Below are 22,390 nucleotides of genomic sequence, written 5' to 3' on the forward strand. Positions count from 1 at the left end.
CCCGCTCAGTGTTTCGGGTGCACCGAATTCTACCTGTCGTTCATGAAAATGTGTTGTCGTGAAGGAGAGCGAAAGATCTGGGTGTTTTTCGTGAGGGATAGGTGAATTTGGATAAACAAGTTGAGAAAAGGGGGTTATGTGCGGCACCCGGGCCGTCCGCCTCCGGCGACGGACGGCCCGGACGCGCTGGTCAGGAGGCCGGTACCGGTTCAGGGGTCCGACGGCGGGGGCGGCCCCACGGCATGAGGCGGTCCACGCAGAGGCGACCGCCCGCGAACCCGAGGGCCAGGGCGGCGACGCCGAGGACCAGCACGAGTTCGAAGCCGCCGACCAGCGGGTCGCCGACGTGGGCGAAGAAGTAGGCGCCGGCCATCATGAAGGCCAGGAGAAGCCCGGCCAGGGGCAGGGCGAACCCGATGATGAGGGCCAGTCCGGCTCCCACCTCGATGCTCGCTCCCAGGAGCGCGGCGAACTGCGGGAAGGGGATCCCCATGGACGCGAAGCCCTGGGCGGTGCCTTCGAGACTGGACATCTTCGGCCAGCCGTGCGCGATGAAGACGACGCCGACCACGACTCTGGCGAGCAGCGCGGCGACGTCCCCCACGCGGGACATGAGCGGATTCTCGGTCATAGCGGTTCCTGTTCCTGTGAGCGGGTAACCCAGGAGGAGGTCGTGGCCTCGCACCGTTGCTTGAGACTACAACCTTTTCCTGGGAAAGCAGATGATAGTACGCATCCACCCGGACACATAGAGTGCCAATGAGGGATATTTCTCCCCCTTGGCGTCCGCCCTGGTGAGAGCCGACAACAGAACGCGACTCAGTCCCGGCGCACCGTACCGGTCGGCCCCGTGTACCGCGGCTCCTCGCCCCCGGGGTCGAGTACGCCGAGCATGGACTCCGCGATCCCCCGCAACTGCTTGACCTGGTCCTCGGTGAGCGCGTCGAAGAGCACGCGCCGGACCTCGTGCACGTGGCCCGGCGCCGCCCCGCGCAGCACGGCCGCCCCCTCGGGGGTGAGTTCGGCCAGGGTGGTGCGCCGGTCGCCCGGACGCTTGAACCTGCGGACCAGGCCGTCCCCCTCCAGGCGGGCGACCGCGTGCGAGAGGCGGCTGGGCGAGGAGCGCAGTCTCCTGGCCAGGTCGGTCATCGTCATCACGCGCTCGGGCGCCTCGGACAGCTTCACCAGGATCTGGTAGTAGGCGTGGGACATGCCGGAGTCCTGCCTGAGCTGCCGGTCCAGCGCCCCGTCCAGCAGGTGGACGGCGGCCAGGAAGGCCCGCCACGTCTGCTGTTCGCCCTCGTCGAGCCACCGCGTCTCGGCCATCGGGCCCGTGCCCCCAGGGATAACTTGAGAGTTCAACTGTGTTCTGGTCAAATACCTATCTTCCAGGCATCGGAGAGCGGCCGCGGCACGGCGGCCCCACCCGCCCGAGCGCGGTCCGCCGACGTCGGCGCACTGGAAGGACGCCCCGTCCACCGTCGGCGCCACGGCGGACGGAATCCCTCTGACCTACGGACTTCCGGGGTTTCCCGCAACGCTACTACGGAGTCACATACGCCGCCCCGGGTGCGCAGCGCCCCCGTTCGCGGCCCCGCGGCACGCCCTCCCGGCACCGTGCGTGTCGTTACCGCTTGGGACACTCTCCCCCATGACGGACACACGCGATCCCGCGGACGCGCGCACGGTCGAGGAACTGGTGGCCTCGACGGGCAGGGCCAGGTACCTGTGTTTCTGGGGCCACCGGCCGCCCGCCTCCGGAGGCGTGTCGGCGAGCTGCCTGTCGCAGTGGTGGCCCGCCGACTTCGCGGTGGAGGGGGTCGGCTACCGCACCGCGGAGCACTACATGATGGCCGCCAAGGCCCGCCTGTTCGGTGACGCCGAGGCGGAGGAGCGGATCCTCGCGGCGGGCCACCCCCGGGACGCCAAGGTGATCGGTCGACAGGTGCGCGGCTTCGATGAGCGCGAGTGGGAGGCGGCCCGCTTCGGGATCGTGGTCGAGGGCGGCATCGCCAAGTTCGGCCAGAACCCGGAGCTGCGCGCGTTCCTGCTCGGCACCGGCAGGCGGGTGCTGGTGGAGGCCAGCCCCCGCGACCGGGTGTGGGGCATCGGGCTGGGCGCCAAGAACGACGACGCGCAGGTCCCCGAGCGCTGGCGGGGGCTCAACCTGCTGGGGTTCGCCCTGATGGAGACCCGGGCCCGCCTGGCCGCGACTCCGTGACGCCGGGCCCGTCCTCCGCCGGGCCGACGCGGGCGGAGTCGGCATGATCGAGGCCATGGGGCGCAAGGCGCTGGCCGTACGCGCGGACGCCGGGGCGGTGGTCGGTGCCGTCACCCACCTGGGCGGTCCGGGCGGCCGGTTCGTCCCTGACGCGGTGGCGGGCGTGTACGTGGGGATCGGCGCCTGCACCCGGGTCGGGGCGCGCCGGAGCCGCGCTCCCCGACCCGTGGCTCCCGTGCCCCCGTTGGCACGTCAAAAAAGACGTATCGTGCGTGGTGTGTAGTTATCAGGCGCTTTTTCCGAATCGCATCCCGCGATCACCGTCGGATCACCCGGATTTCATCCGCCGTATCTGTGGTTACGGCTCCGGCGTGCCCACGACAGGAGTAGAGTCCAGACCGCGGACAGCATGGTGCTTCCGGCACCGCACCCGTTCCCCGGAGCACTCCGGGTCTCGGCGTTCCCGCCGCCACCCGTCAGACGCTCGCGCGGCCCGACCACGTACGCCCGCCGCACGCTCCGGGAGACCGGTTCACCCACGCGCACCCGCCGGTGCCGCACGCGGTCCGGGAACGCACCGTCCTTCTTCCATCCAGGACGAACCACACTCCAGGGACTTCCCATGGCCTATTACCGCATCCAGTTGCGCGACGGCTCCAACCACACGCTCCAGGCGGTGCGCATGCGCACCGACGCACGCAGCCTCTACCTGGAGGAGCGCACCGCCGGGGCGTGGACCGAGGTGTTCTCGAACCCGATCACGGAGGTGGAGCGCGTCCAGCGCCGCTTCACCGAGAACGACGGCACGTGGACCTGGCTGAGCGAGAGCCTGCCCGCCCCCGTCGGCGGCGTCCGCGCCTGGTGAGGCCACGGCCGGGCGGAGGGGATCCGCCCGGCCTCCGCAGGCGTCCCGGCTCTCCGCTTCCCGTTCTCCGGCGGGTCTTCCGTTGACGTGCTCGGGGCAGGTGCCCGCGCCCGGCACGGCGCGCACGGTGGCGGCGCTGAATCCACAGGCGCGGCGGGCGTGAAGGTCCGGGGTCACGGACCCCCGGCCCTGTGTCCTACTCCTCCTGGACCGGACCCCCTCTTACTTAACATTCATTGAGCAAGGGGGGCGGGGAAAGCTGGATACCGTGGACGGCGGGTCCGCGACCCCCCGTACGGGCCCGGAGTACCCGACGGGGTGCAGGAAGTGGAGAGACCAGGATGAGCGAGACGACCCCGGCGCCGGACACCCGCGCCCCCTCCGGCTCCGAGGCGCCGACACCGCGGAGGCGGGTGAACCGGCGCGAGCAGATCCTGCGCACGGCTGCCGACGTGTTCGCCTCGCGGGGCTTCCACAACACCTCGCTGGCCGACATCGCGGCGACGCTCAGCATCACCCCGGCGGGGGTGCTGCACCACTTCGGCTCCAAGACCGACCTGCTCACCGCCGTCCTGGAGCTGCGCGACGACACCGACCCGGCGCCGGAGGGCAGCCGGATGCTGGACCACCTGGTGGCGACCGCCGAGCGCAACGCCGAGCGGCCGGGGACCACGCAGCTCTACGCGGTGCTGTCGGCGGAGAGCGCCACCGACGAGCACCCGGCGCAGGACTGGTTCCGGGACCGCTACACGGTGCTGCGCAGGGAGATCGCGGACGCCGTGCTGGACCGGCTGGAGCCGGGGCACCGGGAGGCCGCGGACACGCCGGGGCCGGACGGGCACACCCCGGCGGAGGCCGCGGCGTCGGCGGTGATCGCCGCGATGGACGGGCTCCAGGTGCAGTGGCTGCTGGACCCGGGCGCCGTGGACATGGCCGCCGTCACCGAGCTGGTGATCGACTCCGTGGTGGCCCGGTTGTCCCGACGGGACTGACCGGGCGGTCGCGTCCCGTGGAGACCGCTGAACGCCGGAGGGGGCGCCGGGAACCGTGCGGTTCCCGGCGCCCCCTCCGGCGTTGGGCGGGCGGTTACTGCTCGCCGTGGACGGAGCCGGGGGTGCCCGAACCGTCGGTCACCTGCGGCTCGCCGGTCGCGCTCTCGGCCAGCCACTCGTCCCAGGACATCTGCCAGAAGCCCCAGCCGTTGTTCCACTCCAGCTCGCGGTCGGTGCCGGTGGTCTCCATGACGTCGCCCATGAGGGTGTTCTCGAAGATCCAGCGGGCGTCGTCCATGCGCAGGTTGGTGCAGCCGTTGGAGGTGTTGGCGCTGCCGATGTTGGTGTTGTAGGAGGCCTCGTGCAGGAACTCGCCGCTGTCGCTGGTGCGGACCGCGTACTGCACGTCCACGTTGTAGGCGCCGGGGGTGCCCTCGGGGATGCCCACGGTGGAGGAGTCCATGGTCATCTGCTCGTAGCGCTGCATGAGCACGTGCGTGCCGGAGGTCGTGGTGTCGAAGCGGCGGCTGGCCTTGCCGTTGCTCACCTCGATGGTGCGGTCGTGCTCACCGTCGATGTTGACGACCAGCTCGTGGTCGGGCACGTGCATGGTCATGATCAGCTCGCGGCCGACCTCGAAGTCGATGCGGTGGTTCTCCACGCCGTAGACGCCCTCGGAGGCCTCGACGCCCGCGAGGTGCAGGTCGACGCTCACGGACTGGTGGGGCTCCCAGTACTCCTCCGGCCGGAACACGGCCATCGTGTCGGTCTCCCAGTTCCAGGCGCCCTGGACGCCCTGCTCGGAGATGACCTCCATGGAGTTCTCGACCTGCGCCTTGTTGGTCACCGGCAGGTCGAAGTTGATGACGATCGGCATGCCCACGCCGACGGTGTCGCCGGAGACGGGCCAGTTGGAGGCCAGTTCCAGGCGCTGACCGGCGACCGCCTCCAGGGTGGTGAACTCCTGGACGACCTCGGTCTCCTCACCGGCGTCGTTCTCGGCGGTCGCGGTGACCACGACCTCCGCGCCGGGGCGCAGGTTCCAGTCGCTGACCCACTCGGTCGCGTCGCCGTTGAGGGTGCCGGTCATGGCGTAGAGGTCGGGGTCCTGCGACTCGCCCTCGCCCTCCGCCGCGGCCTCGGTGGCGACGACCTGCTCCACCTGGACGTCCGTGATGACACCGCTCTCGGCGGTGACCTTGACGGGGGAGTCGGGCGCGACCTCCTCGGCACCGCTCTCGGGAGTGATCACCAGTTCCGCGAGGTCGGCGCTGGCCTCGTCGGTACCGCCGCCCTGGGTCTCGGCCTCACCCGACGTGCAGGCCGTCGCGGCCAGCGCCAGCGCTGCCAGTGCGATACCGAAACGACGCGCCACCGCCGGAGCTGTCTTGCCCGTCACGTCTGGTTACCTCCATGTCATGCCTGAAACGCCGTCCACGCAAGTAAGACGCACACCCACCGAAAAGGTTCTGAAATCTCATGCATCGGTATAGAGCGGTTATCTGGGGCGTGGGACGTGGGGGACGCCGGAACCGAAGACGATACACCCCGGGGGTACACCTCGATTCCCTACGGGTATGAGGTTACGGCCATCCATAACCGGCTTTGGACACCGGGTCGGCCCTCCGCCTAGAATCTTGTCCGAACGCTCAGGTTTCTTCTCCGGAGGAACCTGGTCAAACACCCGGTTCTCCGTCGGAAGGAACGCCGTGCCCTGGCTCTGGCTGGCCGGAGCGATCATCGCCGAGGTGATCGCCACCACCTCACTCAAGCTATCCGAGGGCTTCAGCCGCCCGCTGCCCTCGGTCGTCGTCGTGGTCGGTTACGTCGGGGCCTTCCTCATGCTCAGCCAGTCCCTCACCCGGGGCATCAACCTCGGCGTGGCCTACGGCGTGTGGGCGGCCGTGGGCATCGCGCTGGTCGCGGTGATCGGCACGCTGCTCTTCGGCGAGTCGCTCACCTGGGTCCAGATCGGCGGGATCGCGCTGATCATCGCGGGGGTCATGGCCCTGGAACTGGGCGGGCGGCACTGAACGTCCACGACACGGCGTCCGTCGGCGGAGACATCGCCGACGGGCGCAGACGCAAGGGCGAGCGGCGCCGCCGACAGCTCCTGGACGCCACCATGCGCGTCATCGAACGCGACGGCGTGGCGGCGGTCAGCCAGCGGCGAGTGGCCGCCGAGGCCGGGGTGCCGCCCAGCACCGTCACCTACTACCACGCGACCGTCGACGACCTGCTCGTGGACACCCTGACCCGGGTCAACGACACCTACGTGGCCGCGCTGGCCGCCGTGCCCGAGGACGCGGACGCGGCCCTGCGCGCCCTGGCCGGGATGATCGCGGTGGGTTCGGGCCCCGAACGGGCCCAGGTGATGGCCGAGTGCGAACTGTTCCTGCTCGCCGCGCGCCGCCCGGCCCTGCGCCCGCAGATCGAGCGCTGGAACCGGGCCGTGGACGCCTTCCTCGCGCCCTACCTCCCCGGCCCGGAGGACCGCGCGGGAGTGGGCGCCGCCGTCGACGGCCTGTTCATGCGGTGCTGCGCCGACCCGGACCTGACGGCCGAGGACGTGTACCGCACGCTCAGCCGCCTGGTGTCGCGCGCGCCGCGTAGCGCGCGGGAGGGGTTCCCAGAACAGCGGTGAACTCCCTGGTCAGGTGGGACTGGTCGCTGAACCCGAGTTCGGCGGCCAGGCTCCCCCAGTCGGGCGGCGCTCCCTTCCCGGCCCGCTCGGCGGCCTCGTAGAGCCGGTACCTGCGGATGACCGCCTTGGGTCCGAGGCCGACGTGGTCGGCGAAGCGGCGCTGGAGCAGGCGTACGCCCATCCCCTCGCGCCGGGCGAGCCCGGACACGTTGACCACCGAGGGGTCGGCGGCCACCCGCTCCACGACGTCGCGGGTGTCCTCGGCCGGGTGACGTTCCACGGGGAGCAGTTCGGCCACGGCGCGGTCGACCCGGGCCATGAGGGCGAGGGGACCGGACGTCACCGCGCCATCGAGGGCCCCGCCCCCGCCGAGGACCGCTCCCGCACCGGGAGCCCCTCCCCTTCCGAGGGCCGCGTTCGCACCGGGAACCGCGTCGGCGTCGAGAACCCCGCCCGCACCGCCGTCCCCGTCCCGATCGGAGCGCCCGTGGGCACCGAGGACCCCGCTCCCGCCCAGGGTCTCACTCGCACAGAGGGCTCCGAAGGCCTCCGACGCGGGGAGAGCGGCGTCCACGATCGTGTTCATGGGCCTGCCGAGGAACGGGCGGAACCCCGCGGGCCGGAACATCACCCCGAGCGCCCAGCCCTCGCCCTCCAGGCGGCGCTCGGTCACCTCGGTGGTCGGGCCGTGCACCGTCGCGGTCCCACCGGTGAACACCAGGTTCACGACGGGGTGGGCCAGGACCCGCTGGGTGTACGGCTCGCGGCCGGTCAGGTTCCAGGAGGCGAGCCAGTAGCGGTCCACGAAGCGTGCCACCCGCTCCGAGGGCGCGTGCCGGTCCAGGCGGAACCGGGTCAGCCCGGCGGCCGGGTCGAGGATGCCGCGCGCGTCCCCCTCCACCCCCACGAAGTACGGTCTCACGCTTCCAGGGTAGCCCTCCGTATCCGAACACACGTGCGGTTCGTCGTGTTTGTTCAAGACGGGGGCCGGTCGAGGGGGCGAGGATGGCGGGCACCGAGACGGACCCGAGGGGAACACGATCATGAGCGACACCTCCGAGCGCTACGCCCGCCTGTCCGAGGACTTCGCCGGGACGGTGGCGGCCGTCCCCGCCGACCGCTGGTCGTCGGCGTCCCCCTGCGAGGGGTGGGACGCCCGCGACGTGGTCCGCCACGTCGTGGACACCCAGGGCATGTTCCTCGGCCTGGTCGGCCGCGAACTGGGCGACGTCCCCTCCGTGGACGAGGACCCCCGCGCCGCCTGGGACGCCGCCCGCGCGGTGGTACAGGCCGACCTGGACGACCCGCGGCGCGCGGGCACCGGGTTCGACGGGTTCTTCGGCCGCACCACCTTCGCCGAGGCGGTGGACCGGTTCCTCTGCTTCGACCTCGTGGTGCACCGCTGGGACCTGGCCCGGGCCACCGGCCAGGACGAGCGCCTGGACCCCGGCGACGTCCGGTGGGCGCACGAGGCCACCGCCCCCTTCGGGGAGCACCTGCGCGGGAACAACGTCTGCGGTCCCGAGCTCACCCCGCCCGAGGGCGTCGACGCCCAGACCCGGTTCCTGGCCTTCGTCGGCCGCCGCGCCTGGTAGCGGCCCCGCGCTCCCCCGCCCCGGGAACCGGTGCGGCCCCGTCCGGGGAGGGCGCCCGGGCCGCGCCGCTCCGAGCGCCCCGCCCCGGGGGCGGCGCACGAGCGGGGACAGGAGGCGGGCGATTCTCCCGCCGAGGCGGGACACGACGCTGAGGTAGGACGCGACGCCGGGGCCGAACACGACGCTGAGGCGGGACACGACGCCGGGGCCGGACACGACACTGAGGTGGGACACGATCGGAACGCTCTCTTCCCGGGACTCCGCGCGGGCGGAGGAGGCGGACGGGTGGTGCGACGCGGATCGTGTGACGCGAGGAGGCGGCGCCGTCCACTCCGAAAATGCCACCTTCGGAGCCGAAGCGGCGGAGCCCGTCCACACCTGTGGAAAACCCGGAGGACCACGGGGAGACTCCCCGTGGCCCTCCGGCCGAGTCGCCGCACCTCAGGCGCGGACACCCTCGATCGCGGCCGCGCCGCCCGCCTGTCCCGCGCCTGCCGCGCCTCACACGCAGGCGGCGCGCGGACCGGGCGGCGCGGCCGCCGCCCGGTCGTGTGCCCTCAGCGGGTCAGCGGATCAGCAGGTCAGCTCCCAGGAGCACTCCAGCTCACCGCCGGGCCGGGTCGGCGCGCTCTGGGACCGGACGCTCACGGGCGTCTGGTGGCCCAGGTACTCGGCCAGCCGGACGGCGATCGCGTCCTGCACCGGCGTGGGTGCTGGGCCGCTGTAGCCGTTGTTGACGACGCTGAACGCCAGCCCGTCACCGCCTTCCTGCCCGGCCGCGTATCCGGACAGCGCGCTGATGCCCGTCATGGTGCCGGTCTTGGCGGAGACGACGCCCGCGGCGGCGGTGCCGCCCATGCGGAACCGCAGGGTCCCCCCGGTGAACGGGTCGCTCTCGCCCGCCACCGGCAGCGAGTCCGCCCAGATCCCGTGCCAGGACGCGTCGCGCGTGCTCACGAGCAGGTCCACGACCGCGTCGGAGGTGACCAGGTTGCCCCGGGACAGGCCCGAGCCGTCGTTGAGGACGAGGTCGGAGGTGTCCACCCCCAGCCCGGACAGGGACCGCTCGACACCGGCCAGCCCGGCGTCCCAGCTCCCCTCGCCCGCGACCTCCCGGCCGATGCTCTTGACGAGCATCTCGGCGTGGCCGTTGTTGCTGAACTTCATGAAGGGGACGAGGATCTCCGCCAGCTCGGGGGACTCGTGGTCGGCCACCAGCCGGGCCCCGTGGCGTCCCCTCCCGGGCGCCTCGCCGAACTCCACACCGCCCTCGACGGTGACGCCGTGCCGCTCCAGCGCCCGCGCGAAGAGGTGCCCGGCCAGGCCCGCGGGCTCGTCCACCGTGCGCAGGGCGGTCACGGGGGCGGCGTCGGCCGGGATCGTGCCGGTCACCGTGATGGTGTTGGTCCCCACGGGGCGGTCGACGACCACGCTGCTGGTGCCGCCCGCGGGAGCGGTCACGGCCCGGTTGTCGAGTTCGGCGTAGCCCTCGGCGGCGCCCAGGTCCACGGTGGCGGGCGCGCCCGCCGCGCCGGGGGTGACCACGACCTCGGTCACGCCGGTGTCGTAGCGCTCCCCGTGGGCGACGGTGAGGGCCGAGATCTGCGCGGAGTAGGCGTAGGGCTCGTCCTCGGGCCACCAGTCGTCCACGAGGCGCTGGGAGTCGAACCGGGTGTCGTCGGCGAGGACGTCGCCCCGCACGGTCCTGACCCCGGAGGCGGCCACGTCGGCGGCCAGCGCGTCCAGGTCCCGCTCGGACAGGGTGGGGTCTCCGCCGCCCACCAGGTACAGGTCCTCCACGGAGCGCCGCTGCCGGTGGCCGTCGGTCACGACCTCGGTGGAGAAGGTGTGGTCGGCGCCCAGGACGTCCAGGGCGGCCGCCGCGGTGAACAGCTTCATGTTGGAAGCGGGCACCAGCTGCTCCCCGCTGTCGCGCGAGTACAGCACCGCGCCGGTGGCGGGGTCGGTGACGGTCACCCCGGACACCCCGCCCTCAAGGGACGGGTCCGCCAGGAGGGCGTCGATGTCCGTGCGGAGGTCGGTCAGGCGCTCCTCGGCGGCCGCCGGGTCGGCGTGGGCCGGGAGCGCGCCCAGGGGCGCCGCGACGAGCACGGGGACGGCCGCGAGGGCCGCGGTCCAGGCGGCGCGTCGCCGGACCGGGGCACGGCGCTCCCCGACCGGGGGTCCACTGGAAGCGTTGGGGGTTGTCAACGGTGTGTCTCCTAGCGGTCACGGACACCAAGGGGCACCGCACCCTAACCCGCTGCGGTTCCCCGGCACCAGCACCCCGGGTGCGGGTCGGACACGGGAGGGGCGCACGGGGACGCCTAGACGCAGGTGACGTGTGTGCACCCGAATCCGCCACAGACAGAACCGCCCGGTTTCGGTCTTCCCCATGGGAGCGATGGGGGCCCGGCGCACGGAAGCGCCCCCCTCCGCGCCCAGTACCGGTGCGGCGGTGTGCGTCCAAGCCCGGAGCGAACCCGCGGACCGGCCCCGAGCGCCGGTCTCCTTCCCGGGCGGGTCGGGGGTCGAAGCACCCAACGGCGGTGTGTGCCCCCGGTCCCGGAGCGGCCCCTCCCTCCGCTGTGCGCGGCGTGAACGGCGAACGGGCCGGTGCCGGGGACGCACTCCCCGGCACCGGCCCGTCACGGCCGCGGCGCCCGGATCACCCGGGCGGCGCCCCGGTCAGAACAGCTCCATGGCCCGCGAGTAGTGGCAGGCGTCCAGGTGGCCCGCCCCCCGGTCCATCAGCTCCGGCGGCTCCTCCACGCACTTGGCGCGCTCGCTCTCCGACAGCTCGTTCGCGAACTTCGGGCACCGGGTCCGGAACCGGCAGCCCGAGGGCGGGTCGGCGGGACTGGGCACGTCGCCGGTGACCACGATCCGCTCCCGGGTCCGCTCCTTGACCGGGTCCGGCAGGGGGATCGCCGAGATCAGCGCCTGCGTGTAGGGGTGCGAAGGCGCCCCGAACAGCTCCGCCGTCGTCCCCGTCTCCACGATCTTGCCGAGGTACATCACGGCCACCCGGTCGGCGATGTGCTTGACCACCGACAGGTCGTGCGAGACGAACAGGTACGACAGGCCCAGGTCGTCCTGGAGGTCCTCCAGCAGGTTGATCACGCCCGCCTGGATGGACACGTCCAGCGCCGAGACCGGCTCGTCCAGGATGAGCACCTTGGGGTTGAGCGCCAGCGCGCGGGCGATGCCGATGCGCTGGCGCTGGCCGCCCGAGAACTCGTGCGGGTAGCGCGTTCCGTGCTCGGCGTTGAGCCCCACCAGGTCCAGCAGCTCCTTGACCCGCTTCTTGGCGGTGCCGTTGCCCTGGCCGTGGATCCGCAGCGGCTCGGCGATGATGTCCGAGACCGTCATGCGCGGGTCCAGGGAGGCGAACGGGTCCTGGAAGACCAACTGGAGGTCGCGGCGCAGCGGGCGCATCTGCCGCGGGGACAGCGTGTGCAGCGGCTGCCCCATGTAGCTGACCTCGCCCGAGGTCTGCTTGATCAGCTGGAGCATGAGGCGGGCGGTGGTGGACTTTCCGCACCCGGACTCGCCGACCAGGGCGAGGGTCTCGTGCTCGCGCAGCTCCAGGGAGACCCCGGAGACCGCCTGCACCTCGCCGATCCTGCGCCGCAGGAGGCCCTTGGAGCGGATGGGGAAGTTCTTGACCAGGTCCTTGACGGTCAGAATGGCCTCACGGGGCTCCACGTCCGCGGGCTCGGCGGTCTCCGCGCCGATCCGGGCGCGCGCCTCCTGTGCCTGTCCCTCGGCCTCCTCGACCTCCGTGACGGTGTCGGCCTCCACCGCCGTCCCCCGGAACAGGTCGGCGGGGGCGGCGCCCCCCAGCTCCTCGCTGAAGTGGCAGGCCGCCGTGTGCGTGGAGGTGTCCGTCGCCGGCACGCGCACCCGCTCCCCGTTCCCGCCGACCGCGAGCAGGAGGGGCTCCTGTTCACGGCACAGGTCCCGGGCCATCGGGCAGCGCGGCGAGAACGCGCACCCGGTGGGCAGGGAGAGCAGGGAGGGCGGGGTGCCCACGATGGGGGTGAGCCGTTCGTGGCGGTCCTCGTCCAGGCGGGGCAGCGAACCCAGCAGGCCGAGGGCGTAGGGCATCCGCGGGCGGTAGAAGACCTCCTCCACGGGGCCCATCTCCACGAGGCGGCCGCCGTACATCACGCCGATCCTGTCGACGTGCCCGGCCACGACGCCGAGGTCGTGGGTGATCAGCACCAGGGCGGCGCCGGTCTCCTTGCGGGCCGCCTCCAGCGCCTCCAGGACCTGCGCCTGGACGGTCACGTCCAGGGCCGTGGTCGGCTCGTCGGCGATGATGACGTCGGGCTCGTTGGCCATCGCGATGGCGATCACCACGCGCTGGCGCATGCCGCCCGACAGCTCGTGCGGGTACTGCTTGATCCGCTGCTCCGGGCTGGGGATGCCCACCAGCTCCAGCAGCTCCAGCGCCCGGGCCATCGCCGCCTTCTTGCCCACCTTGCGGTGGGCCAGGACGGCCTCGGCGATCTGGTAGCCGACGGTGTACACGGGGTTCAGCGAGGTCAGCGGGTCCTGGAAGATCATCGCGATCTTGTTGCCGCGGACCTTGCTGATCTGCGCGTCCTTGAGGCCGATGACCTCCTGGCCCAGCACCTTGGCCGAGCCCTCGACGCGGGCGTTCTTGGGCAGCAGCCCCATGATCGCCATCGAGGTCACGGACTTGCCCGATCCGGACTCGCCCACGATCCCCAGCGCCTCGCCCCGGCGCAGGACGTAGGACACCTCGCGCACGGCGGGCAGCGGCCCGTCGTCGGAGGGGAAGGTGACGCTGAGGTCGCTGACCTCCAGGACCACGTCGCCGGTCGCGGCCGGGGCGGTCCCCTCGTTGCTCATCTGGTCAGTCGTGGTCATCGCCGCACCATGGTCTGTCGTGGGTCGAGGGCGTCGCGCAGCCCGTCGCCGATGAAGTTGATCGTCAGGCAGATCACCAGCAGCAGCAGGCCCGGCGGGTAGAACAGCCAGGGCCTGGTGGAGACGGCCGTGCGCGCGTCGCTGATCATCTGGCCGAGCGAGATGTCGGGGGGCTGGATGCCGAACTGGAGGAAGGACATGCCCGCCTCCAGAAGGATCGCCACCGCGATCAGCAGGGTGGCCGCGACGATGATCGGCCCGGCCGCGTTGGGCAGCAGGTGGCGGACGATGATCCACCCGGGCGAGGCCCCCGCGGCCTTGGCCGCCTCCACGAACTCCTGCTCGCGCAGGGACAGGACCACGCTGCGCACCACACGGGCGATCTGCGCCCACGAGAAGAAGCCGATGATGAGGGCCACCGCGTACCAGGTGGTCCCGGCGCGGGCGTTGCCCGCGATCGCGGCGACCATCACCAGCAGGGGCACGATCATGAACACGTCGGCCACACGCATCATGAGCGCGTCGATCCGGCCGCCGTAGTAACCGGCCGTGGCCCCCCACAGGGAGCCGATGACGGTGCCCATGACCGACACCGTGAAGGCCACCTTGAGCGTCTGCTGGGCGCCGCGCATGAGCTGGCCCAGGACGTCGTGCCCGGCGGTGGTGGTGCCCAGCGGGTGGTCCGCGTTGGGCGGCACGCTCGGCGGGATCTCCAGGTGGACGGTGTGGTCCCACCGCCAGAGGAGCGGGCCCACGAAGGCGGCCAGGACGACGACCGCCAGGACGACCAGGCTGATCATGGCGGCCCGGTGGCGCAGGAACCGGGACAGGATCATCTGGAACTGGGTGCGTTCGGCACCTCCGACGCTCTCGGCGTCGGCGCTCCGCGGCGCCTGGGGCGCCCTCTTCTCACTCATAGCGAATCCTCGGGTCGAGCACGCCGTACAGGAGGTCGGCGATGAGGTTGGCCACGATGACCATGACACCGCTGAGCAGCAGCCACGCCATCAGCGCGTACGAGTCGTTCTTCTCGACCGCGGTGATGAAGAACTCGCCCAGGCCGCGCCACTGGAAGACGCGTTCGGTCAGGACCGCGCCGTCGATGATCCCGGCGATGCCGACGGCGACCACCGTGGTCAGCGGGATGAGGGCCGTGCGCAGCGCGTGGCGCCGGATGACGACGCGGTTGGGCAGGCCCTTGGCGCGTGCCAGGCGGACGTAGTCGCTGTTGAGCACCTCGAGCATGGAGGTCCGCTGGTACCGGCTCCACGAGGCGAAGCTGGTCAGCATCAGCACGATCGTGGGCAGGGTCATGTAGGCGAAGGCGTTGGTGACGCGCCCCCAGAAGTCCTCGCCCTGGGCCTGGTAGACGCCGTCGCCGATCGTGGCGAGGACCTGGTCGCCCACCAGTTCGTTGAAGCTGACACCGGCCTGCTGCATGATGCCCGCGAACCAGAAGACGGGCATGGACAGGGCCAGGAAGCCGATGAACGTGAGCGTGTAGTCGAGCTTGGAGTACTGGCGCATGGCGCTGACGACACCGGCCAGGACGGCCAGGCCCAGCGCGAAGACCATGGACGCGGCCACCAGCCGCAGGGTGGTGCCCAGCCGCTCGGCGATGTTGGCGCCGATGTCGTAGCTGTTGCTCTGCGTGGAGGGGCCGAACTCGCCCTGAAGCAGTCCGATGTCCCCGTTGCCGCCGATGCCGGTGACCCAGAGCCAGTAGCGCTCGGGCATGGACCGGTCGAGGTAGAGCCGCTCCTCCTGGAGCTGGATGACCGAGGGGTCCGGGGGCGGCTGCTGCATCCTGAGCTCTGTCAGGGGATCGCCGGAGACGTCGATCAGGACGAAGGTGAGCACGGACGCGAGGATCAGGATGGGTATCGCGCCCAGGACGCGCCGCACCGTGTAAACGAGCATGAGTGTGATCCTTCAGGGGTGGACGAGGACCGGCCCGGGCCCGGGAGGATGTCCCGGGCCCGGGCCACGGGCCTTGTGCCGCGAACTACTCGGCGAGGTCCCACTCACCGATGTTGTAGGTGGCGCGGTAGCTGGACTGGAGGTTGTCCTCGACGTTGACGAGCCTGTCGTTCACGAAGAAGTAGTTGGGCTCGGCCACGATCGGCAGGACGTAGGCGTCCGGGACCACGGCGGCCACGGCGGCGTTGGCGTGCTCGGCCGCCTCGTCCAGGTTGGCGGCCGTCGCGGTGGCCTCAGCGTGCTCGTCCACCTCGTCGTTGGCGTAGCCGCCGAAGTTGCTGGTGCTCTCGGAGTGCCAGAACTGCTCGGGGCTGGAGGCGAAGTACGGGCTGCCGCTCCAGCCGAACTGGACGATGTCGTAGTCCTGCTCGGCCAGCATCGTGCCCAGGTCGTCGGTCATCGAGATGGTGGTCTCGATGCCGATCTCGGCGAGCTGGGCCTGGATCAGCTGCACGGAGTTGTTGCGGATGACGGTGTCGGTGCTGCGCAGCTGGAACGGGCCGACCTGCTCGCCGTCGAGCATGAGGGTGTCCCCGTCGAGCTCGTATCCGGCCTCCTCCAGGATCTCGGTGGCGGCTTCGACGTCGCCGCTGCCCTGCCCGGACTCGGAGACGAGGTCCTCGAAGTACTCGCTGTCGCTGCCGAAGAGGTGGTTGTTCTTCAGCTCGTACTCGGGGTAGCCGGCCTCGAAGTTGCGGCTGGCGATCTGGTCGCGGTTGATCGCGGTGAACACGGCCCTGCGGAGCTCGACGTCCGAGAGCCACTCGTTCTCGGTGTTGATGTCGATGTGCTCCCAGATGTTGCCCTCGCCGATGGTGAGCGTGGCGGTCTCCATCCCCTGGAGCTGGGTGATGATGTCCTCGCTGTACTGCGCGGGGTTGGCGCCGTCGATCTCGCCGTTCTGGAAGGCGGGGATGAAGGTGCCCTCGTCGGTGTTGTACGGCATGATGATGCGGTCGAGCGCGGGCTGCGTCTCGCCGAACCACTCGGGGTTGGGCTCCTTGACGACCTGGTTCTGCAGGTCGCCGTCCACGATCTGGTACGGGCCGCCGGACCACTCGGGGCGCGTCTCGTGCAGCCAGGCGTAGTACTCGCCGAGCTGCGCGGGGTCGTCGACGTCCCAGCCGTTCTCCTCGGCCAGGTGCGCCGGGTAGAAGCCGCCCGCCACGCTGTGCGCGTCGAACATGCCCATCCACTCGGGGTTGGACAGGCCCTCCTTGAGGGTGAAGGTCGCGGTCTTGCCGTCGACCTCGACCTCCTCGACCATGTCGGCGCCGGTGGTGCCGCGGGAGTCGCAGGTGTCGCAGTAACCCTCGGTGGGGGACGCGGACATCATGTTGGTGACCCGCAGGTCCTCACCGGTCATCGGCGTGCCGTCGTTCCACACGGCGTCCTCGGCGAGGGTGAAGCTGAACTGGAACGGACCCTCGTCGAGGTTGTCGTTGATGAGTACGGGCTCCTCGGCGAGGACGTCCAGGTCGTACTCGTACGTCGCGTCGGGCTGGTACTGCCCGGTGAAGGGCACGACACCGGAGAGCGCCTGGATGACGTAGACGCTGCCTCCGGCGCTACTGATGGCTCCCCAGGCTGCGGGAAGGCTGTTGATCACCCATGTGACCTCCTTCTCCTGCTCGCCTTCGCCACCACCGCCGCCGCAGGCGGTCAGCACCATCAAAGCGGAGGTGCCCGCCGCGGCGAGCGCGAGCGTCTTCCTTCGTTTGTGCATCAGTTACACCCTTGATCACTAATACGAGCCGAACCTCGGGGTTGTGTGGTTCGCACACGCCCCGCAGAACTAGGCGATTAGTCGATCAGAAGACCATTGAGCGAAATGTCTGTATAGCCCTACTGCAGGATTCGTGACCCATCCGCAACCGGTTCGCGCCCATCGCACCGAGCCGCGGGCGCATAGTTCATACCCCGCCCAGACATGGGGGTCACCGCAGGTCAGAGCCCAAACCCAGAAGACCGCCCCTTCTCTCCGGATTCGGACAAGCCAGAAATACATTGCGGGCTAGTTACGCGATCCAACAACGGTTAAGGTAAAGTAAACGTCGTTTAACTACCCGAAGGCCCCGAATGACTACGCAGAGGAAAACGGACAAAAGTCCACAAAGCGCACATATAATCCCTAATGTTCACTCCAGCCCTGCGATCGTCTTCGGGACGACTCCCCCAGGAAACAGAATGCGGCAAACATAGGATGACGTGATGTAAACCAGACATGAGAGCAGCAACCTCTCAGTCAGGGGCAGACCACTCCAGGCAGGTACGGAAATCCACAGCTCCGGTTGTCCGAAACCACCGTCCACGCGTCGCCGGAGCCGATAGGGTTTCGAGCGGCGATTGCCGTCATCCCGCCCGCGGTGCCCACTCAGAGAGGCTTCTGCCGTGTCCGAAACAGTTCGCCTGGTCTGCCCGGTAGGCCGCAAGCACCTGGAGCTGTGGGGCGGCTACGGTCTGGTGGCTCTCGGCGCCCTGGCGATCGCGGTCGACGTATCGCACTGGGCCAACATCGCCCTCGGCGCCCTCCTGGCCCTCACGGGCGCAGCCCTGGCCGCGCACGGCCACATGATCAAGGCACCCGTCCTGGAGGTCTCCGACGGCGAGTTCCGCTACCAGCGGGGCCGCTACATCGTGCGCGTGCCCTTCCACGACATCGGCTCCTACTACGTGCTGCCGGGCCGCATCCGCTCCCTGGGGCTGTACGACAACGCCGGGCGCCCCAAGCGCTTCCCCTCGCTCCAGAGCCGCCGCACCTCGCGCGCCTACCTGCCGCTGACCGGGATGACCAGCCCGGCCAGGGTCGAGTCGTTCATGGCGGTGGCGGGCATCCCGCCGCGCGGGCGCTCGCTGACCTCCTGAGCGCGGCGGCCGCTCCCGCGCGCCCGCCCCTTCCGAGGGCCGCCTCTCCTCCAGCCTGGGACCGAAACCGGCGGAGCTGCACCGTTCACACCGACTGCCGCGACATATCCCGACACTTCGGGCAATTACCCACCACGCCCCGTACGGACATACCGCCGCAAGACCATGTCCTCTACTCTCGATGGGGTGAAGCAGTCCAGAATCACCGCCATCCTGACCGTAGCGGGGATGCTCGCGGCCATGTGGGTCTTCGAGATCCTCGACAGCTTCGTGCTCCTCGGAAGGCTCGACCAGCAGTACGGTCTGCGCGCCTGGGACCTCCAGGGGCCCTGGACCGTGTTCACCGCGCCGTTCATGCACGGGAACCTCGAACACCTCATCGGCAACTCGCTGCCGTTCCTCGTGCTGGGCTCGCTCGTCGCGTTCAGCGGCCTGGGACGGTTCCTGCTCACCACGCTGATCATCATCCTGGTCAGCGGTGTGGGCGTGTGGCTGTTCAGCTCACCGTTCTCCCTCACCGTGGGCGCCAGCGGCCTGGTCTTCGGTTACTTCGGCTACACGGTCCTGCGCGGGATCGTCGAGCGCAAGACCATCGACATCGTCATCATGATCTGCGTGATCCTCTTCTACGGGACGATGATCTGGGGGGTCCTGCCCCAGTACCCCGGAGTCTCGTGGCAGGCGCACCTCTTCGGGTTCATCGGCGGCATGCTCGCGGCCTACCTGCTGCCCAGGCGGGAGCGCCGCAGGCAGCTCGACCAGGGCTACGGAGGCGCCCAGGGCGGCTACTACGCCCCCTGACGGCGTCCCCGGGGCCGCGCACGGCCCCGGGAAGCGCGGACGTACGCGGACGGGCCGCCCCCGAGGGGGGCGGCCCGTTCTCGTGTGTGCGGTCCCGGAGGGCTCTCCGGCACCGGCGCGCGCGGGGACGCGACCCCGCGCGGCCCTAGAACTCCAGGCCCTCGGCGGCCTCGCCCAGGGTGCGCTCCAGGAACTCGGGGTTCTCCGAGAGCCAGACGCGGGCGCCCGCCTCCGGGTCGTCCTTGTACCCGCCGTCCTCGGACACGGTCAGGACCTCCAGGCTGGCCAGCTCGTCGTCGCTGAGCTGGAACTCCTCCAACCAGCCGGTGAGCTCGGGGTACTCCTCGCCGAAGCCGTCACGGCCGACGGCGTGGACGGTCTCCGCGTCGCCCATCAGGCCCTCGGGGTCCTCCAGGTCCTTCAGGTCGTACTGGGCGTAGGCCGGGTGCGGACGCCACAGGGTCACCACGATGGGCTCCTCCTCGGCGATCGACGAGTCCAGCTCGGCGAGCATCGCGGCGGTGGAGGAGGTGACCAGCTCGAAGTCCTCGTCCAGGCCGTAGCCCGGCATGGCCTCCTCCTGGGTGACGCGGGTCAGCCCGGCGCCCGGGTCGATGCCCACGATCTGGCCGCCCAGGTCCTCGGCGTGGTCGGCCAGGTCGGGGATGCTGTTGACGTCCTCCATGTAGGAGGGCACGGTGATGGTCAGCTTGGCGTTGTCGTACCAGGAGCCGAGGTCCTCCAGCTGGTCCCCGTACTCCTCCCAGTAGTCGGCGTGCGTCACCGGCAGCCAGGTGTCGAGGAACAGGTCGACGTCGCCGTTGGCCGCGCCCTGGTACATCGGGGCGACGTCCACGTCGGTGATCGTGACGTCGTAGCCCTTCTCCTCCAGGATGGCCTGCCACATGTGCGTGACGGCGATGCCCTCCTCCCAGGCGATCAGCGCGATGTTGATCTCCTTGGTGTCCTCGCCGCCGCCCTCCTCCGGGCCGGTCAGGCTCTCACCGCCACCGCCGCCGCAGGCGGTCAGGAGGAGCGCGGCGCTCATGCCGGCGGCGGAGAGGGCCGTCATGCGCTTACGGCTGTACATCGTGGGGTTCCTTCCCTCGGGGAATTCGGTGTGCGGGGCTGGACGGGGTGGGGCGGGCACGCCGCTCAGGCGGCCGACGCGGCCGCGCGCGGGCTGTTGCGGGTGACGGCCGCGGTCAGGCGGTCGAGGAAGATCGCCAGGATGACCACAGCGATACCGGCCTCGAAGCCGAGTGCGCCGTCGTTGCGGGTGATGCCCTGGTAGACCTCGCTGCCCAGGCCGCCCGCGCCGACCATGCCCGCGATGACGACCATCGACAGGCCGAGCATGATGACCTGGTTGACCCCGGCCATGATGGTGGGCAGGGCCAGCGGCAGCTGGATGCCGGTGAGGACCTTGGTCGGGGAGGCGCCGAAGGACTCGCCCGCCTCCACCAGCTCCTTGTCGATCTGGCGGATGCCCAGCTCGGTCAGGCGGACGCCGGGCGGCATCGCGAACACGATGGTGGCGACCACGCCGGGAACGGCGCCGATGGAGAAGAAGAAGATCGCCGGGATCAGGTACACGAACGCGGGCAGCGTCTGCATCAGGTCCAGGACCGGCTTGACGATCTTGCTGACCAGGTCGTTGTAGGCGGCCACGACACCGATCGGGATCGCGATGACCACGGCGATGGCGCTGGCCACGAGGACGAGGCCGAGCGTGTCCATGGCGTTGGTCCACTGGCCGACCGAGGCCACCAGGGTGAGCGCGACCAGGCCGAACAGGCCCATGCGCCACCCGGCCACCGAGAGCGCCAGAAGGCTCAGCAGCAGGATCATCAGCAGCGCCCCGGGCCGGGTCACCAGCATCGGGAGCACGAGCCAGCCGAGCAGGACCAGCACGAGCCAGCCGCCCGCGACGACGCCGGTGCGCACGCGGGTGCCCCGGTCGATCACGCCGAGGACGGTGACGGCGACCAGGAAGACCAGCGAGATGCAGAAGTAGGCGTCCACGTACTGCTGGTCGAACAGGTTCATCGCCCACAGGAAGAGCTGCGGCGGCAGGATGTTGACGACGGTGTTGCCGAACGCGAACTGCGCGTGCAGGACGTAGAGCAGCGAGACCGCGGCGACGATCACCACCAGCGGCAGCCGCCGGCGGCGCAGCAGCGGAACGGCGATGATCACGGCGGCCACGAAGGCGAGCTGCCCGGCCGCCGGTTCGGTGAAGAAGCCGGACAGGGCGCTCACGGCCCAGCGGATGAACTCGCCGACGACGTCGAAGAAGACGCCGAAGGTGCTCTTGAGCCAGGCGTTGAAGGCCTCGAAGCCGTCGCCGATGGGCAGGGACGGCGGGAAGTCGACGGGTGTCACGGGGTCTCCTTCCCGCCCGCGAGTGCGGCCAGTACGGAGTTGCGGGTCACCGTGCCGAGCACGGTGCCGTCCTCGTCGACCACGCGGAGGCGGTCGGAGGCGGCAGCGCTGGCGTACAGGTCGGCGACCAGGGTGTCGGCGCCGACCTCGGGCGCGGAGGAGTCGGCCTCGGGGGCGCTCGGGTCGAGCACCGACGCGGCGGTGAGCACGCGGGTGCGGTCGACGTCCTCGATGAACCGCTCGACGTAGTCGTTGGCGGGCTCGCTGAGGATCTCCTGCGCGCTGCCGATCTGGGCGACGCGGCCGTCCCGCAGCACGCAGATCCGGTCGCCGAGGCGCATGGCCTCGTTGAGGTCGTGCGTGATGAAGACGATGGTCTTGCCCAGGCTCTTCTGGAGTTCCAGGAGCTGGGTCTGCATGTCCCGCCGGATGAGCGGGTCGAGGGCGCTGAACGCCTCGTCCATGAGGATGATGTCGGTGTCGGCGGCCAGTGCCCTGGCCAGGCCCACACGCTGCTGCATGCCTCCGGAGAGCTGGTGCGGAAGCTTGTCCTCCCAGCCGCCGAGCCCCACGAGTTCGAGGGTCTCCCCCGCCCTGCGGCTCCGCTCTGCGCGGGACAGGCCCCGCAGCTCCAGGCCGTAGGCGGCGTTCTCCAGGACCGTGCGGTGCGGCAGGAGCGCGAAGTGCTGGAAGACCATGCTGATCTTCTCGCCCCGCAGCTTCAGGAGGCTCTTCCTGCTGAGCGCGGTGATGTCCACGCCGTCGACCTCGACCGTCCCCGCGGTGGGTTCCAGGAGGCCGTTGAGCATCCGGATCAGGGTGGACTTCCCCGATCCGGACAGGCCCATGACGACGAAGATCTCGCCCGGTTCGACCTCGAAGGACACGTCGATGACGGCGGCCGTCACGTCGAGGTCGGCGATGGTGTCACGGTGGCTGCCGTCCGAGAGCCGCTCGACGGCGGCTCTGGGCTGTCTGCCGAACACCTTGTACAAGTGGTCTGCGCGTACTGCTGGCACGGTCTCCTCTAGGGGGCTGTCCCGACCGCGAGGCGCGTCGGGGCAACAGTTCCGCCCCATCGCCGACCCGCGGTTCCCACAGGTAGTCGGCGTGCGCGGAGCCCCCTTGCGCGCCCCTCATCAG

General features: G+C 70.6%; 21 protein-coding genes. 9 read left to right on the plus strand and 12 right to left on the minus strand.

The window, feature by feature from the left end:
• Positions 1-190: 190 nt before the first annotated feature.
• Both PV789_RS27805 and PV789_RS27810 read right to left on the minus strand, forming a co-directional pair.
• Complete coding sequence (locus PV789_RS27805) at positions 191-631, minus strand: DoxX family protein (protein ID WP_274975274.1); 441 nt, start codon at positions 629-631, stop codon at positions 191-193.
• 188 nt (positions 632-819) lie between these two features.
• Complete coding sequence (locus PV789_RS27810; RefSeq protein WP_274975275.1) at positions 820-1,326, minus strand: MarR family winged helix-turn-helix transcriptional regulator; 507 nt, start codon at positions 1,324-1,326, stop codon at positions 820-822.
• A 325-nt stretch (positions 1,327-1,651) separates the two neighbouring features.
• On the opposite strand from PV789_RS27810, the gene ybiA reads away from it, so the two are divergent.
• From ybiA to PV789_RS27830, 4 genes are all read left to right on the plus strand, one after another.
• A complete protein-coding gene (ybiA, locus tag PV789_RS27815; protein ID WP_274975276.1) occupies positions 1,652-2,221 on the plus strand; it encodes a riboflavin biosynthesis intermediates N-glycosidase in 570 nt (189 codons plus the stop codon).
• Positions 2,222-2,264: 43 nt separating this feature from the next.
• Complete coding sequence (locus PV789_RS27820) at positions 2,265-2,504, plus strand: hypothetical protein (RefSeq protein ID WP_274975277.1); 240 nt, start codon at positions 2,265-2,267, stop codon at positions 2,502-2,504.
• Between the two features lie 339 nt (positions 2,505-2,843).
• On the plus strand, positions 2,844-3,086 hold the full coding sequence (locus PV789_RS27825; protein WP_248772590.1) for a hypothetical protein: 243 nt from the start codon (positions 2,844-2,846) through the stop codon (positions 3,084-3,086).
• Positions 3,087-3,427: 341 nt separating this feature from the next.
• The gene (locus PV789_RS27830; protein ID WP_274975278.1) at positions 3,428-4,078 is read left to right on the plus strand and encodes a TetR/AcrR family transcriptional regulator; all 651 of its coding nucleotides are present in this window, start codon (positions 3,428-3,430) and stop codon (positions 4,076-4,078) included.
• A gap of 94 nt (positions 4,079-4,172) precedes the next feature.
• On the opposite strand, the gene PV789_RS27835 is transcribed toward PV789_RS27830, so the two are convergent.
• A complete protein-coding gene (locus PV789_RS27835) occupies positions 4,173-5,477 on the minus strand; it encodes a L,D-transpeptidase (RefSeq protein WP_274975279.1) in 1,305 nt (434 codons plus the stop codon).
• A 310-nt stretch (positions 5,478-5,787) separates the two neighbouring features.
• Between PV789_RS27835 and PV789_RS27840 the strand changes: the two genes are divergently transcribed.
• Positions 5,788-6,111, plus strand: a complete 324-nt coding sequence (locus tag PV789_RS27840; protein ID WP_013155521.1) for a DMT family transporter — start codon at positions 5,788-5,790, stop codon at positions 6,109-6,111.
• 32 nt (positions 6,112-6,143) lie between these two features.
• Positions 6,144-6,722 (plus strand): TetR/AcrR family transcriptional regulator, encoded by a 579-nt coding sequence (locus PV789_RS27845; protein ID WP_302475408.1) that lies wholly within the window; start codon positions 6,144-6,146, stop codon positions 6,720-6,722.
• Here PV789_RS27845 and PV789_RS27850 read toward each other — a convergent pair.
• A complete protein-coding gene (locus PV789_RS27850; protein ID WP_498048406.1) occupies positions 6,661-7,644 on the minus strand; it encodes a DUF6597 domain-containing transcriptional factor in 984 nt (327 codons plus the stop codon). The genes PV789_RS27845 and PV789_RS27850 overlap by 62 nt on opposite strands.
• Positions 7,645-7,765: 121 nt before the next feature.
• On the opposite strand from PV789_RS27850, the gene PV789_RS27855 reads away from it, so the two are divergent.
• On the plus strand, positions 7,766-8,317 hold the full coding sequence (locus PV789_RS27855) for a TIGR03086 family metal-binding protein (protein WP_274975281.1): 552 nt from the start codon (positions 7,766-7,768) through the stop codon (positions 8,315-8,317).
• A gap of 573 nt (positions 8,318-8,890) precedes the next feature.
• On the opposite strand, the gene dacB is transcribed toward PV789_RS27855, so the two are convergent.
• From dacB to PV789_RS27880, 5 genes are all read right to left on the minus strand, one after another.
• Entirely contained in the window at positions 8,891-10,528 is a 1,638-nt protein-coding gene (gene dacB, locus PV789_RS27860; RefSeq protein WP_475466691.1) for a D-alanyl-D-alanine carboxypeptidase/D-alanyl-D-alanine endopeptidase, read from the minus strand.
• Between the two features lie 477 nt (positions 10,529-11,005).
• Entirely contained in the window at positions 11,006-13,216 is a 2,211-nt protein-coding gene (locus PV789_RS27865; protein ID WP_274975282.1) for an ABC transporter ATP-binding protein, read from the minus strand.
• Positions 13,213-14,133 (minus strand): ABC transporter permease, encoded by a 921-nt coding sequence (locus PV789_RS27870; protein WP_248772598.1) that lies wholly within the window; start codon positions 14,131-14,133, stop codon positions 13,213-13,215. The genes PV789_RS27865 and PV789_RS27870 overlap by 4 nt, the downstream gene beginning before the upstream one ends.
• Positions 14,126-15,136 (minus strand): ABC transporter permease, encoded by a 1,011-nt coding sequence (locus tag PV789_RS27875; RefSeq protein ID WP_274975283.1) that lies wholly within the window; start codon positions 15,134-15,136, stop codon positions 14,126-14,128. The genes PV789_RS27870 and PV789_RS27875 overlap by 8 nt, the downstream gene beginning before the upstream one ends.
• Before the next feature lie 85 nt (positions 15,137-15,221).
• A complete protein-coding gene (locus tag PV789_RS27880) occupies positions 15,222-16,922 on the minus strand; it encodes an ABC transporter family substrate-binding protein (RefSeq protein WP_274975284.1) in 1,701 nt (566 codons plus the stop codon).
• Positions 16,923-17,587: 665 nt separating this feature from the next.
• Between PV789_RS27880 and PV789_RS27885 the strand changes: the two genes are divergently transcribed.
• Positions 17,588-18,061, plus strand: coding sequence for a hypothetical protein (locus PV789_RS27885; protein WP_274975285.1), 474 nt, complete (start codon positions 17,588-17,590; stop codon positions 18,059-18,061).
• Positions 18,062-18,247: 186 nt separating this feature from the next.
• Positions 18,248-18,862, plus strand: coding sequence for a rhomboid family intramembrane serine protease (locus tag PV789_RS27890; RefSeq protein WP_047868609.1), 615 nt, complete (start codon positions 18,248-18,250; stop codon positions 18,860-18,862).
• A gap of 145 nt (positions 18,863-19,007) precedes the next feature.
• Here the strand turns inward: PV789_RS27890 and PV789_RS27895 are convergent, their stop codons facing one another.
• From PV789_RS27895 to PV789_RS27905, 3 genes are all read right to left on the minus strand, one after another.
• Complete coding sequence (locus PV789_RS27895; protein WP_274975286.1) at positions 19,008-19,952, minus strand: glycine betaine ABC transporter substrate-binding protein; 945 nt, start codon at positions 19,950-19,952, stop codon at positions 19,008-19,010.
• A gap of 65 nt (positions 19,953-20,017) precedes the next feature.
• A complete protein-coding gene (locus PV789_RS27900) occupies positions 20,018-21,247 on the minus strand; it encodes an ABC transporter permease (protein WP_274975287.1) in 1,230 nt (409 codons plus the stop codon).
• The gene (locus tag PV789_RS27905) at positions 21,244-22,242 is read right to left on the minus strand and encodes a quaternary amine ABC transporter ATP-binding protein (RefSeq protein WP_274978271.1); all 999 of its coding nucleotides are present in this window, start codon (positions 22,240-22,242) and stop codon (positions 21,244-21,246) included. Before PV789_RS27905 ends, PV789_RS27900 begins: the two co-directional genes overlap by 4 nt.
• Positions 22,243-22,390: the final 148 nt, after the last annotated feature.

The organism is Nocardiopsis camelliae (genome assembly GCF_028993595.1).
Taxonomy (GTDB): Bacteria; Actinomycetota; Actinomycetes; order Streptosporangiales; family Streptosporangiaceae; genus Nocardiopsis; species Nocardiopsis dassonvillei.